This window comes from Pseudomonas sp. LBUM1651 (genome assembly GCF_059716135.1).
This window is the reverse complement of the sequence record NZ_CP166805.1, coordinates 94,611-107,007: the sequence shown is the minus strand read 5'-3', so window position 1 is coordinate 107,007 and position 12,397 is coordinate 94,611. Positions and strand designations below refer to the sequence as shown.

The window sequence follows — 12,397 nt, the reverse complement described above, 5'->3', positions numbered from 1 at the left end:
AGGGATTCAGACGATGGAAGAGCTTATCTCCCCCGGTATCTACAACCTGATCATCTTCGTGCTGGCGATTTATGTCGGTTATCACGTGGTCTGGAACGTTACGCCTGCACTGCACACGCCGTTGATGGCCGTGACCAACGCCATCTCGGCGATCGTAATCGTCGGCGCCATGCTGGCGGCGGCATTGACCGTCACGCCCCTGGGCAAAACCATGGGCACCCTGGCGGTGGCTCTGGCGGCGGTGAACGTTTTTGGTGGCTTCCTGGTGACTCGCAGGATGCTTGAGATGTTCAAGAAAAAAGCCCCGAAAGCGGTAAAAGAAGAGGCGTCCAAGTAATGAGCATGAACCTTGTAACGACGCTCTACTTGATCGCGTCCATCTGCTTCATCCAGGCCCTGAAAGGCCTGTCGCACCCGACCACGTCGCGGCGCGGCAATCTGTACGGCATGCTCGGCATGGCACTGGCGATCCTCACTACCGTGGGCCTCATCTATAAGCTGGGCGCAGAGCTTGCCACCGCCGGCATCGGTTACGTCATCGTCGGCCTGCTGGTCGGCGGCACTGCCGGTTCGATCATGGCCAAGCGCGTAGAAATGACCAAGATGCCGGAACTGGTCGCTTTCATGCACAGTATGATCGGGATGGCAGCAGTGTTCATCGCCATTGCGGCGGTGGTCGAGCCGCAATCGCTGGGCATCGTCAAACAACTGGGCGATTCGATTCCTGCCGGTAACCGCCTGGAGTTGTTCCTCGGCGCTGCCATCGGTGCAATCACCTTCTCCGGTTCGGTGATCGCGTTCGGCAAGCTCTCGGGCAAGTACAAGTTCCGTCTTTTCCAAGGCGCACCGGTACAGTTCGGTGGCCAGCACAAGCTGAATCTGCTGCTGGGTCTGGCGACGCTCGCGTTGGGCATCACCTTCATGATGACCGGCAACCTCAGCGCTTTCGCGTTGATGCTGGCGCTGGCCTTCGTGATGGGCGTGCTGATCATCATCCCGATCGGCGGCGCGGACATGCCGGTGGTGGTATCGATGCTCAACAGTTACTCCGGCTGGGCAGCAGCGGGTATCGGCTTCTCGCTGAACAACTCGATGCTGATCATTGCCGGCTCGCTGGTGGGTTCGTCCGGTGCGATCCTCTCGTACATCATGTGCAAGGCGATGAACCGCTCCTTCTTTAATGTGCTGCTCGGCGGCTTCGGCAATACAGCCGACGCAGGCCCGGCTGGCGCCAAGGAAGCTCGCCCGGTGAAATCCGGCTCGGCTGACGATGCGACCTTCCTGCTGACCAACGCCGATACCGTGATCATCGTTCCAGGTTACGGTCTGGCGGTAGCGCGGGCACAACACGCTCTGAAAGAGCTGACCGAGAAGCTGACCCACCGCGGCGTGACCGTGAAGTACGCGATCCACCCGGTTGCCGGTCGGATGCCTGGCCACATGAACGTCTTGCTGGCCGAAGCTGAAGTGCCTTATGACCAGGTGTTCGAGATGGAAGACATCAACTCCGAGTTCGGTCAGGCCGACGTGGTGCTGGTGCTCGGCGCGAACGACGTGGTCAACCCAGCCGCGAAGAACGATCCGAAATCGCCGATTGCCGGCATGCCGATTCTCGAAGCGTTCAAAGCCAAGACCATCATCGTCAACAAGCGTTCGATGGCCAGCGGTTATGCCGGTCTGGACAATGAACTGTTCTACCTCGATAAAACCATGATGGTCTTCGGCGACGCCAAGAAGGTCATCGAAGACATGGTCAAAGCCGTCGAGTAAAACCTGCTCCAACGCAATACCCAAAACCTCAGCCTTTAGTAGGCTGGGGTTTTTTATTTCCCCGTGAAACCCGACCAAAGGCTCTAAATCAGGGCTCGGCATTCGACCATGGTAGCGGGACGGATTTTTTTCAAGCCACTAGACTGCACACCTTGCTTCCGTTACCCGAGATAACAACCCATGTACCGTGATCGTATTCGCTTGCCTTCGTTGTTGGATAAGGTGATGAGCGCCGCCGATGCTGCCGCTCTGATTGAGGACGGCATGACCGTCGGCATGAGTGGTTTCACTCGCGCCGGTGAAGCCAAGGCCGTGCCTCACGCATTGGCCGAACGCGCCAAAGTCACCCCGCTGAAAATCACATTGATGACCGGCGCCAGCCTGGGCAACGACCTCGATAAACAGCTCACCGAAGCCGGCGTACTGTCGCGTCGCATGCCATTCCAGGTCGATAGCACTTTGCGCAAGGCGATCAACGCTGGCGAAGTCATGTTCATCGACCAGCACCTCTCGGAAACCGTGGAGCAACTGCGCAACCAGCAGCTGAAACTGCCGGACATCGCCGTCATCGAGGCCGTGGCGATCACCGAACAAGGCCACATCGTGCCGACCACTTCCGTGGGCAACTCGGCCAGCTTCGCGATTTTCGCCAAACACGTGATCGTCGAAATCAACCTGGCGCACAACCCGAACCTCGAGGGTTTGCACGACATCTATATCCCGACGTATCGCCCGACCCGCACGCCGATTCCGCTGGTGAAAGTGGACGATCGCATTGGCAGCACCGCCATTCCGATCCCGCCAGAAAAGATCGTCGCGATCGTGATCACCAACCAGTCCGACTCGCCTTCGACCGTGCTGCCACCGGACGTCGACACTCAGGCCATTGCCGACCACCTGATCGACTTCTTCAAGCAGGAAGTGGCGGCCGGGCGCATGACCAACAAACTTGGCCCACTGCAGGCCGGCATCGGCACCATTGCCAACTCCGTGATGTGCGGCCTGATCGACTCGCCGTTCGAAGACCTGACCATGTATTCCGAAGTGTTGCAGGACTCGACCTTTGATCTGATCGACGCCGGCAAGCTGAGTTTTGCCTCAGGCAGTTCGATCACCTTGTCGAGCCGTCGTAACGCCGATGTGTTCGGTAACCTGGAGCGCTACAAGGACAAACTGGTCCTGCGTCCGCAGGAAATTTCCAACCACCCGGAAGTGGTGCGCCGGCTCGGCATCATTGGCATCAACACCGCGCTGGAGTTTGACCTGTACGGCAACGTCAACTCCACCCACGTCTGCGGCACGCGGATGATGAACGGTATCGGCGGCTCGGGCGACTTCGCGCGCAACGCGCACCTGGCCATTTTCGTGACCAAGTCGATCGCCAAGGGCGGCGCGATCTCCAGCGTGGTGCCGATGGTCAGCCACGTCGATCACACAGAACATGACGTCGACATTCTCGTGACCGAGGTGGGTCTGGCGGACTTGCGCGGTTTGGCACCGCGGGAACGGGCTCGCGTCATCATCGACAACTGCGTGCACCCCGATTACCGCCAAGCCCTGGATGACTACTTCACCGCCGCCTGCGCACTCGGCGGGCACACGCCACATATCCTGCGTGACGCACTGAGCTGGCACATGAAGCTGGAAGAAACCGGGCGGATGCTCGCCGAGTAAATGGTACAGATAGCAGCTGACGCAAACACAGTTTCGTCAGCTCGCTGTTGCCAGACAGAAATGTGTTTAAAACTGTACTGCTGTACCGGTCATTTCCTACCGTAATTGCCTACGTTTCCGACCTGAATCCTAAAAAATGCACCATATAAGTGCCGACAGGTACAGTTGCCTCAATTTGGACCAGTACACCACCCTTTAACAGTTAACTGGTCCCTCACAATACAGGTGAACTGTATCTAGAGAGACTGGCCAAACGAGAGGATCATTGGCATCAGTTAAACCACTACCTAATCCCGCCACAAGCGGAAGGATGAAAACCATGGAACGTACACTCAGTTCCGATCTGTTCTTCGAAGACACCGCTGCAAAAACCCAGGCTTCCATGCCTCTTCGCGTTATCGCCAACCTGATGCTGTGGCAGCGCCGCATCTCCAGCCGCCACCAACTGGCTCGTCTGGATTCGCGTCTGCTGGCTGACGCCGGGATTAGCGAAGCACAACGCTACGAAGAGCTGAGCAAGCCGTTCTGGCGCTAAGTTAGCGTCGCTGGCTCTGATCCTTAAGGTCAACCGCCAGCACCCGAATTGAACAAACAAAACCCGTCGTGGGAAACCACGACGGGTTTTGTCGTTTTGGGCCACGAAATTCTCAAGACAATAGTCATAGCGAGTGACAGGTACAGTTAGCAATAATACAAAACTGAACCAGTACAATTTTACTTGAGTGTGTCTGTCCTGGGGTATCGGGCGGGATCATCATGAAATCCCGACCTGCCAGCAAAAGGACTGCACCATGGATCACCTTCTGGATCTTGCCGCTACCACCCCGAACTCCAAGCCTCGGTTTACCTGGCCTGGAAGATTGCTCAGAGGCCTCGCCGACAGCCGCGAGAGAGCCAGAACCCCGCGTTTACTGGCGCAAACTCGATGGCAGGCAGCTGTCTGACCTGGGCATCAGTCATTCAGATCGAGTCAGAGAGTTGGATAAGCCGTTCTGGCGCTGACGTCCGCTTGAACAGACGGGACTGTGCGAACCGACACCTACAGGCCTAATATCAAGCCAGAACGTGGCGATGACTGCGCGACAGGCGTCTGACTCAACAGAAACCGCGCCACCTCTCAATCGACTCACCAAAGGAGTTACACCATGTCCCGTCTTCGTCTGCTCAGCGCTGCAGCCCTGTTTGCCGTGGCTGCCAATTCCCACGCCACCAGCTTCATCGTGACCACCGATGCCGTCGTCGGTGCACTCAAGGCTACGTCCGACGCCACTTCCGATGTCACGTCGTCCTTTCGTGATGACAAGATCGTCCGTGCCGCCCGAGATGATGCCGCCAGCTTCGTCGCCAGCGAGGGCGCCATTCGCGGCGTGAAACTCGAAAGCGCACTTGACCACATTCGCCATCAGGCGCCAGGGTTGAACGCAACGGACGCTCAACTGGCTCAGGCTATTCTGACTATCTAAAAGTCATCTCCTCCCGGGATACGCCCAACGTGTCCCAATGTTTCGCGCTGGCTCTAGACCGGGCGTTGCGCTAGCCTTGGGACTCGCCTTCAACTGTCGAGTCTCATGCGTTTTCCTACACATCTATTGATGACACCGGTTTTCATGGTGGCCTGCTGGGCGGGCTCGGCCCATGCCTTTGACCTGACGACACAGGGTCTCGTGGCCACTGGCTACGCCACAAGCATGGTGATCTCCGCCCCCTTCGACCGTAAGCTGCTGCTGGCCGCCCGGGACGACGCCGCGTCATTCATTGCCAGTAACGGACAATTGCGAGGAGCACAACTGGAATCCGCGCTGGATTACCTGCGTCGGGCCCAGCCAAAACTTCATGCAAGCGATCTTGAACTGGCGCAGGCTATTCTCGTCCAATAGTTATCCTCGTTCGTCCGGAGTCGTTCCATGCGTAGCCCACTGATTGTCGCCACCCTTGGCCTGCTGTTATTGGCCGATCTGGCCCAGGCGCACACCCTGGTTGCCACCAGTAACATGATCATCAACGCCACCCAACGCACACTCAATTTCACGTCCGACACCACCACGTCCATCCGTGATTCGAAAATCGTTCGTGAAGCCCATGACGATGCAGCCAGTTTCGTCGCCAGCGATGGCGAGATTCGTGGTGCGCACCTGGAAGCCGCCCTCAATACATTGCGCACCCGCGTACCGGAAGCTCGGGACGCCAGTGATCAGGTACTCGCCGAAGCCATCCTCGCACTGTGAGGTCGTTAAGTGCCTGGCTCCTGGCCGGGGTCGTGTTGCTGCTCGGCAATACGGCCCAGGCCGGCCTGCAATTACGGCTCAAGACAGAAGGTTTGAGCCCTGCGCAACAACAGGCCAGCCAGGCGCTGCTTGATGAAGCCATACAGGCATTGCCGCCGCGGTTCATCGAGCAACTCGACCGGCGCATCGACGTTGGCTGGACCGATGACATGCCGAGCAACGCCTACGGCCAGGCGGCACTGGTATCCGAGCTTGATCTCAACCGCAACCTGCTTGCCAGCCTCACCGACGGCAGCGCTGCAACCAAAAAGACTTATCGCCCTCACGGCACCGTCCGCCGTGAAATGCTGGCCACGGTGCTGCACGAACTCACCCACATTTACGACCGCTCGCGACTCTGGTCCACCAGTGAGCGCACGCTGATCCAACGCTGCACCCGACGTAACAACAGTTCCGGGCTGATCGGCATTCCGGATGAGTGCCGCGGCCAATCCTCCCGACGCTTTACCCTCAGCGATGACCCGCGCCTGCTCGACCTTGCTGGCTGGCCGCAATACGTCGGCCGTCGCGGCGAACGCGAACAGCACAACCGACAGATCGCCCGCAGCCCGGACATCTACGAAACGAGCAGTCCGAAAGAGTTCGTCGCGGTGAACATGGAGTATTTCCTCCTCGACCCGAGCTACGCCTGTCGCCGCCCTGCGCTGTACCGCTACTACAAAGAACATTTTGGCTGGGCACCCGCCGCCAAAGACATCTGCGGCAAATCCTTCGCCTTCCTCAACGCCGGCAATGACTTCGCCAAACAGCCCTTGGGCCAGGTCGACCCGGAACGGGTGTATGCCGTGGACTATCTGCTGGCCGAAGCCAACCAGAACTGGGTCAGCCGCTGGGGCCACAGCATGTTGCGCCTTGTAATCTGCGCACCGGGCCGGCCACGCGGGCCGGATTGTCGGCTGGATCTGGACCAGCACCTGGTGTTGTCCTACCGTGCCTTCGTGGGTGACGTACAGCTGTCGAGCTGGGACGGATTAGTCGGCAAGTACCCGTCGCGCCTGTTCGTCCTGCCGCTGGCCCAAGTGATCGACGAGTACACCAAGACCGAACTGCGCAGCCTCGCCTCGGTGCCGCTGAATTTGTCGCGCAACGAGATTGAAGACGTGGTGGAACACGCCGCCGAAATGCACTGGAGCTACGACGGCAATTACTTCTTCCTGTCCAACAACTGCGCGGTTGAAGGTTTGAAGTTGCTACGCAGCGGCACCAACAACGCGAAACTGGTCGGGCTGGACAACATCATGCCCAACGGCTTGCTGGAAGTGCTCAAGGGACGCGGACTGGCGGATACCAGCGTGCTGGACGATCCTCGCGAAGCACTGCGGCTTGGCTATCGCTTCGACTCTTTCCGTGATCGCTATCAAGCGATGTTCGAAGTGCTGAAGAAGCACCTGCCGATCAAACAGGACAAGGTCGAAGACTGGTTGTCCTTGAAGGCTGAAGAACGTCGCCAGTGGATTGACCAGGCTGACTTGCGCACCAGCGCGGCTTTGCTGCTATTGGAACAGGCCGCTTTCCGACAACAATTGGTGCTGGCCCAGGACGAAGTGAAGCAACGCTATCTCGGCGCCCGGGAGTTGAAGAACGGCGGCATGGACAAGGCCAACGCGACGTTGCAGCAGATTCTCGCCAACAGCGGCTTCCTCAGCCGTCCGGCGGAGCTGCTCGGCACCGGCGGTTATGGATTGCCTCAGCCCAGTGAATGGCAACGCCTGGAATCGGAAAGCAGCCTGCGGCAGAAGCAGCTTCAGGCATTGACCGGTGATTTGGACAAGGAAGTGAGAGCGTTGCTCGAGCCGAGCCGTGCAGCGGAGATGGCCGCCAACGAAGCCAACCTGAAGCAGGTTGGCGAGCATTTGCGGAAATTGCATAAAGCGTCGGGCGGATTGGAACTGCCATAAAGGAAAAAGGCTTCGTGGATGAACCACGAAGCCTTCTTTTTGCCTGTCCGTTAAATCAAAGCACCCCATCCAGAATTTCATAGACGATCCCGGTGCCCACGGCAATCAGGACAATGTCGCCACCCGCGCGCCGCCATTCATAACCCTGGTAATACGGCAGCCGACTCAGCGCGCGATTATCCAGGCGTTCTCCGTAATAACCGTGCGGCAATGGCCGACCACGTTCCAGATGAATGCCAGGAGGTGGCGGCGCACCGCGTACGAAATAGCCATGATTGTCGCGAATCGACTGGCGCACCGGGCCAAAGTCCCGTGGCGGAGGGCCGCCGCGATGGTTGTCCTGCGGGCCACGGTGGTCATCGCCGTGGTTGTCGTAATGGCCTTGTTGCTGGCCGCCGCGGTCGTGATCGTCGCGCTGATCGGCGCTGGCGTGCAGCAATGGGGTGGCACTGAGCATCAGCGCGCCCAGGCTGGCAATCAGACGTTTCGGCATTTTCATCAGGTCTTTCCTCACTGCACCTACAGCAAAAAGGGCTTCAGAACGTAGTCCTGAAGCCCTCGGTCTTGCTGTTTAGTCTGTGCCGCGAGGCTCTAATTCCTCTGTATCAGGAACTTTACCTTCAGCTGACACGGGCCTTACGCACGCCATCGGCCAGCGCCGCGCAAAGACTCAACACGCCATCAATCGCCTGATCCGGCGTCGATGCATTGGCGATGTGATCGATCAACGCCGAACCCACCACGACACCGTCAGCCAGACGCGCGATGGACGCCGCTTGCTCCGGTGTACGAATGCCGAAACCGATGCTGATTGGCAGATCGGTGTGGCGACGCAGACGCGCAACCGCTTCTTCAACGTGTTCCAGCGTCGCCGCGCCGGCCCCGGTCACCCCAGCCACAGACACGTAATAGACGAAACCGGAGCTGCCGTTCAGAACCGTCGGCAGGCGCACATCATCGGTTGTCGGGGTGGTCAGACGGATGAAGTCCAGACCGGCAGCCTGCGCGGGGTCGCACAGCTCGCCGTTATGCTCGGGCGGCAGGTCGACCACGATCAGACCATCCACGCCGGCCTCTTTGGCGTCAGCGATGAAACGTGGCACGCCGTACATGTGGATCGGGTTGAAGTAGCCCATCAGCACCAGCGGCGTTTCGCTGTTGCCTTCACGGAACTCGCGAACCATTTGCAGGGTTTTCAACAGGTTCTGTTTGGCACCCAGTGCGCGAATGTTGGCCAGCTGGATCGCCGGGCCGTCGGCCATTGGATCGGTGAACGGCATGCCCAGCTCGATCACGTCGGCGCCAGCACCGGGCAAGCCTTTCAGGATCGCCAGCGAAGTGTCATAGCTTGGGTCGCCGGCGGTGACGAAGGTCACCAGGGCGGCGCGGTTCTGTTCCTTGAGTTCGGCAAAACGCGTTTGCAGGCGGCTCATCAGTGTTTCTCCTGCTTGGATTGTTCCATGTGGTGCATCACGGTTTGCATGTCTTTGTCGCCTCGGCCGGACAGGTTGACCACCATCAGGTGATCTTTCGGCAAGCTCGGTGCGCGCTTGAATACTTCGGCCAGGGCGTGGGCGCTTTCCAATGCAGGAATAATCCCTTCCAGGCGGCAGCACTTATGGAATGCGTCGAGGGCCTCGTCATCGGTCACCGAGGTGTATTGAACGCGACCGATGTCATGCAACCAGGCGTGTTCCGGGCCGATACCCGGGTAGTCGAGGCCGGCGGAGATCGAGTGAGCATCGATGATCTGGCCATCGTCATCCTGCAGCAGGAAAGTGCGGTTGCCGTGCAGCACACCCGGTACGCCGCCGTTCAGGCTCGCGGCGTGCTTGCCGGTTTCGATGCCGTGACCGGCCGCTTCGACACCAATGATTTCGACACTTTTGTCGTCGAGGAACGGATGGAACAGGCCCATGGCGTTGGAACCACCGCCGATGCACGCCACCAGGCTGTCGGGCAGACGACCTTCCTGGGCTTGCAGCTGTTCGCGGGTTTCCTTGCCAATGACGGCCTGGAAGTCGCGAACCATCGCCGGATAAGGGTGCGGGCCGGCCACGGTGCCGATCAGGTAGAAGGTGCTGTCGACGTTGGTCACCCAATCACGCAGGGCTTCGTTCATCGCATCTTTCAGAGTGCCGGTGCCGGCGACCACCGGGATCACTTCGGCGCCCAGCAGTTTCATGCGGAATACGTTGGCTTGCTGGCGCTCGATGTCGGTGGTGCCCATGTAGATCACGCAGTCGAGGCCAAAACGCGCGGCCACGGTGGCGGTTGCCACGCCGTGCATGCCGGCGCCGGTCTCGGCGATGATGCGTTTTTTGCCCATGCGCCGGGCCAGCAGGATCTGACCGATGCAGTTGTTGATCTTGTGCGCGCCGGTATGGTTCAGCTCTTCACGCTTCAGATAAATCTTCGCGCCGCCGCAGAATTCGGTCAGGCGTTCGGCGTAATACAGCGGGCTCGGACGTCCGACGTAGTCGCGCTGGAAGTAGGCCAATTCCTCTTTGAATGCCGGATCTTCCTTGGCCGCTTCATATTCGCGGGCCAGATCGAGGATCAACGGCATCAGGGTTTCGGCGACGTAGCGGCCACCGAACGCGCCAAACAGGCCGTTGGCGTCGGGGCCGTTGCGCAGATTAGTCTGGGTCATGGGTCGCTCCGGTTGAATGGGTGAGATGAAGCTTTTGAAGAGAGAGTGCGCTTAACTCTACCCCTGACGCCCTGAGCTGAAAACCGATAAGATCGCCGCAACCCGTCAGGAAAACTCACAGATTCCATGAGCCATGACCTTCCACCGCTGAACGCCCTTCGCGCCTTCGAAGCCACTGCCCGCCTGAACAGCGTCAGCCAGGCCGCCGAACAGCTGCACGTCACCCACGGCGCAGTGAGCCGGCAACTGAAAGTGCTCGAAGAGCATCTCGGCGTGAGTCTGTTCATCAAGGACGGACGCGGCCTTAAACTCACAGATGCCGGCGTGCGATTGCGCGACGCCAGCGGTGAAGCGTTCGAACGGTTGCGCACCGTCTGCGCCGAATTGACGCAAAGCACAGCCGACGCACCGTTCGTGCTTGGCTGCTCGGGGAGTCTGCTGGCGCGCTGGTTCATTCCGCGCCTGGGGCGGTTGAATGCTGACTTGCCAGACCTGCGCCTGCACCTGTCGGCCGGAGAAGGCGATCTCGATCCTCGTCGACCGGGGTTGGACGCGTTACTGGTGTTTGCCGAGCCGCCATGGCCCGCGGACATGCAAGTCTACGAATTGGCCAGCGAACGCATCGGCCCGGTCATGAGCCCACGCATCGCCGGTTACGACCGACTCGAAAAGGCACCGGCAAGCGCGCTGTTGAACGAGCCGTTGTTGCACACCACCTCACGTCCGCAGGCCTGGCCAAGCTGGGCGCAGCAAAGCGGCCTCGACGCCAATGCGTTGAAGTACGGGCAGGGTTTCGAGCATTTGTATTATTTGCTGGAGGCGGCGGTCGCCGGGCTGGGTGTGGCGATTGCCCCTGAACCACTGGTGACCGAGGACTTGAAGGCCGGTCGCCTGGTTGCGCCGTGGGGCTTCAGTGAAACCCCGGCGCAACTGGCGTTGTGGCTACCCAAGCGCTCCGCGGACGGGCGCGCTCGGCAACTGGCACAGTGGCTCAAAAACGAGCTGCGCCAAGCAGATTAGTCGCCGCGTTTGAACAGCAGGTAAGCGGCGAGCAGACCCAGCGCACCCACAGCGACACCGGCTGTAGTCCAAGGGTGTTCCTGCGCGTAGTCCCGGGTGGCGATCCCGGTTTCACGGGTTTTGACTTTGACTTCTTCGTACGCATCACTGAGCAGATGGCGCGAATGTTTCAGGGCACTCTCGGCGTTGGCTTTCAAGGCCGTGAGGGTTTTACGCGACTCGTCCGAAGCGTCGTCCTTCAGGTTTTCCAAAGATTTCAGCAGACTCTCGATCTCGGCTTCCATGCTTTGCAATGAGGCTTTACGTAAAGAGGTGTTGGCCATGGTGGCTCTCCTGCATTGATGATGAGTGGCGTGTGTTGGTTGGGACTTCAGGGGTTCGAGAAAGTGCAGTAAATCTGAACTTCTGTGTCGGACAGGCCGACAGAAGTAATACGAAAAATCACTGCTAGGCTGTATTTCAAACCCCAAGGGAGAAAGCCCATGACTGACCATCACACTTACAAGAAAGTCGAGCTTGTCGGCTCATCCACCACCAGCATTGAAGACGCCATCAACAACGCGCTGGCCGAAGCCAACAAGAGCATCAAGCACCTGGAATGGTTTGAAGTGACCGAAACCCGCGGACACATCAAGGACGGCAAGGCAGCACACTTCCAGGTAACGCTCAAAGTCGGGTTCCGGATTGCCAGCAGCTGAGTTTGAGCAAGTCTCCTGAACTTGCGCGCCGGCCAAATGCCATAAGGAATGGCAAAGCGCTACATGAGTGCATCCGGCTGATGGCTGGATGCTCCCTTTGATCCGACCAGGGAGTGCGACCGATGAAGAAGTTTATGTTGGCGGTAGGTTTGTTGAGCCTTGCAGGTACAGCCTTTGCTGAAGGCAAGTCGTGCGAAGAGCTCAAAGCCGAGATTGCTGCGGGACTTGATGCCAAGGGCGTATCAGGTTATTCGCTTGAGATCGTCGATAAAGGCACTCCTACTGACGGAAAAGTCGTCGGCACCTGTGAAAAAGGCACCAAGGAAATCGTCTACAAGCGATAGGCTGATTCCATCGTTAATGAAAAAGCCGACGCAATGGCGTCGGCTTTTTTGTGCG

General features: G+C 59.0%; 15 protein-coding genes. 11 read left to right on the top strand and 4 right to left on the bottom strand.

Going from position 1 to position 12,397, the window contains the following annotated elements; genetic code table 11:
- The first annotated feature begins 13 nt into the window (after window positions 1-13).
- From ACA066_RS00535 to ACA066_RS00500, 8 genes are all read left to right on the top strand, one after another.
- The gene (locus ACA066_RS00535; protein ID WP_017335806.1) at window positions 14-337 is read left to right on the top strand and encodes an NAD(P) transhydrogenase subunit alpha part 2; all 324 of its coding nucleotides are present in this window, start codon (window positions 14-16) and stop codon (window positions 335-337) included.
- The gene (locus ACA066_RS00530; protein ID WP_497697703.1) at window positions 337-1,770 is read left to right on the top strand and encodes an NAD(P)(+) transhydrogenase (Re/Si-specific) subunit beta; all 1,434 of its coding nucleotides are present in this window, start codon (window positions 337-339) and stop codon (window positions 1,768-1,770) included. The genes ACA066_RS00535 and ACA066_RS00530 overlap by 1 nt, the downstream gene beginning before the upstream one ends.
- A gap of 180 nt (window positions 1,771-1,950) precedes the next feature.
- A complete protein-coding gene (gene scpC, locus ACA066_RS00525; protein ID WP_497697702.1) occupies window positions 1,951-3,444 on the top strand; it encodes a succinyl-CoA:acetate CoA-transferase ScpC in 1,494 nt (497 codons plus the stop codon).
- A 319-nt stretch (window positions 3,445-3,763) separates the two neighbouring features.
- Complete coding sequence (locus ACA066_RS00520; RefSeq protein ID WP_007947887.1) at window positions 3,764-3,979, top strand: DUF1127 domain-containing protein; 216 nt, start codon at window positions 3,764-3,766, stop codon at window positions 3,977-3,979.
- Window positions 3,980-4,589: 610 nt separating this feature from the next.
- Entirely contained in the window at window positions 4,590-4,907 is a 318-nt protein-coding gene (locus ACA066_RS00515; protein WP_497697701.1) for a DUF2388 domain-containing protein, read from the top strand.
- Window positions 4,908-5,012: 105 nt separating this feature from the next.
- Window positions 5,013-5,321, top strand: a complete 309-nt coding sequence (locus tag ACA066_RS00510; protein ID WP_497697700.1) for a DUF2388 domain-containing protein — start codon at window positions 5,013-5,015, stop codon at window positions 5,319-5,321.
- A 27-nt stretch (window positions 5,322-5,348) separates the two neighbouring features.
- Window positions 5,349-5,669, top strand: coding sequence for a DUF2388 domain-containing protein (locus ACA066_RS00505; protein ID WP_214380071.1), 321 nt, complete (start codon window positions 5,349-5,351; stop codon window positions 5,667-5,669).
- The gene (locus ACA066_RS00500; protein ID WP_497697699.1) at window positions 5,666-7,627 is read left to right on the top strand and encodes a DUF7844 domain-containing protein; all 1,962 of its coding nucleotides are present in this window, start codon (window positions 5,666-5,668) and stop codon (window positions 7,625-7,627) included. The genes ACA066_RS00505 and ACA066_RS00500 overlap by 4 nt, the downstream gene beginning before the upstream one ends.
- Before the next feature lie 55 nt (window positions 7,628-7,682).
- On the opposite strand, the gene ACA066_RS00495 is transcribed toward ACA066_RS00500, so the two are convergent.
- The 3 genes from ACA066_RS00495 to trpB form a co-directional block, all read right to left on the bottom strand.
- The gene (locus ACA066_RS00495; RefSeq protein WP_497697698.1) at window positions 7,683-8,126 is read right to left on the bottom strand and encodes an anti-virulence regulator CigR family protein; all 444 of its coding nucleotides are present in this window, start codon (window positions 8,124-8,126) and stop codon (window positions 7,683-7,685) included.
- 121 nt (window positions 8,127-8,247) lie between these two features.
- Complete coding sequence (trpA, locus tag ACA066_RS00490; RefSeq protein ID WP_497697697.1) at window positions 8,248-9,060, bottom strand: tryptophan synthase subunit alpha; 813 nt, start codon at window positions 9,058-9,060, stop codon at window positions 8,248-8,250.
- Entirely contained in the window at window positions 9,060-10,280 is a 1,221-nt protein-coding gene (trpB, locus tag ACA066_RS00485) for a tryptophan synthase subunit beta (protein ID WP_497697696.1), read from the bottom strand. The genes trpA and trpB overlap by 1 nt, the downstream gene beginning before the upstream one ends.
- A 126-nt stretch (window positions 10,281-10,406) precedes the next feature.
- Between trpB and ACA066_RS00480 the strand changes: the two genes are divergently transcribed.
- Window positions 10,407-11,300 carry a LysR family transcriptional regulator gene (locus tag ACA066_RS00480; RefSeq protein WP_497697695.1) on the top strand — a complete coding sequence of 298 codons (894 nt, stop codon included), beginning with the start codon at window positions 10,407-10,409 and terminating at the stop codon, window positions 11,298-11,300.
- Here the strand turns inward: ACA066_RS00480 and ACA066_RS00475 are convergent.
- Window positions 11,297-11,623, bottom strand: a complete 327-nt coding sequence (locus ACA066_RS00475; RefSeq protein WP_497697694.1) for an ElaB/YgaM/YqjD family protein — start codon at window positions 11,621-11,623, stop codon at window positions 11,297-11,299. The genes ACA066_RS00480 and ACA066_RS00475 overlap by 4 nt on opposite strands.
- Window positions 11,624-11,782: 159 nt before the next feature.
- On the opposite strand from ACA066_RS00475, the gene ACA066_RS00470 reads away from it, so the two are divergent.
- Both ACA066_RS00470 and ACA066_RS00465 read left to right on the top strand, forming a co-directional pair.
- A complete protein-coding gene (locus ACA066_RS00470) occupies window positions 11,783-11,998 on the top strand; it encodes a dodecin (RefSeq protein WP_057011580.1) in 216 nt (71 codons plus the stop codon).
- Window positions 11,999-12,120: 122 nt separating this feature from the next.
- Window positions 12,121-12,342 carry a DUF1161 domain-containing protein gene (locus ACA066_RS00465; protein ID WP_497697693.1) on the top strand — a complete coding sequence of 74 codons (222 nt, stop codon included), beginning with the start codon at window positions 12,121-12,123 and terminating at the stop codon, window positions 12,340-12,342.
- The last annotated feature ends 55 nt before the right edge of the window (window positions 12,343-12,397 follow it).

Coding starts and splice junctions, on each gene's coding strand:
- scpC (WP_497697702.1), top strand. CDS start 1,951: ATGTACCGTGATCGTATTCGCTTGCCTTCGTTGTTGGATAAGGTGATG.
- ACA066_RS00535 (WP_017335806.1), top strand. CDS start 14: ATGGAAGAGCTTATCTCCCCCGGTATCTACAACCTGATCATCTTCGTG.
- ACA066_RS00510 (WP_497697700.1), top strand. CDS start 5,013: ATGCGTTTTCCTACACATCTATTGATGACACCGGTTTTCATGGTGGCC.
- ACA066_RS00520 (WP_007947887.1), top strand. CDS start 3,764: ATGGAACGTACACTCAGTTCCGATCTGTTCTTCGAAGACACCGCTGCA.
- ACA066_RS00505 (WP_214380071.1), top strand. CDS start 5,349: ATGCGTAGCCCACTGATTGTCGCCACCCTTGGCCTGCTGTTATTGGCC.
- trpA (WP_497697697.1), bottom strand. CDS start 9,060: ATGAGCCGCCTGCAAACGCGTTTTGCCGAACTCAAGGAACAGAACCGC.
- ACA066_RS00530 (WP_497697703.1), top strand. CDS start 337: ATGAGCATGAACCTTGTAACGACGCTCTACTTGATCGCGTCCATCTGC.
- ACA066_RS00480 (WP_497697695.1), top strand. CDS start 10,407: ATGAGCCATGACCTTCCACCGCTGAACGCCCTTCGCGCCTTCGAAGCC.
- ACA066_RS00475 (WP_497697694.1), bottom strand. CDS start 11,623: ATGGCCAACACCTCTTTACGTAAAGCCTCATTGCAAAGCATGGAAGCC.
- ACA066_RS00465 (WP_497697693.1), top strand. CDS start 12,121: ATGAAGAAGTTTATGTTGGCGGTAGGTTTGTTGAGCCTTGCAGGTACA.
- ACA066_RS00515 (WP_497697701.1), top strand. CDS start 4,590: ATGTCCCGTCTTCGTCTGCTCAGCGCTGCAGCCCTGTTTGCCGTGGCT.
- ACA066_RS00495 (WP_497697698.1), bottom strand. CDS start 8,126: ATGAAAATGCCGAAACGTCTGATTGCCAGCCTGGGCGCGCTGATGCTC.
- trpB (WP_497697696.1), bottom strand. CDS start 10,280: ATGACCCAGACTAATCTGCGCAACGGCCCCGACGCCAACGGCCTGTTT.
- ACA066_RS00470 (WP_057011580.1), top strand. CDS start 11,783: ATGACTGACCATCACACTTACAAGAAAGTCGAGCTTGTCGGCTCATCC.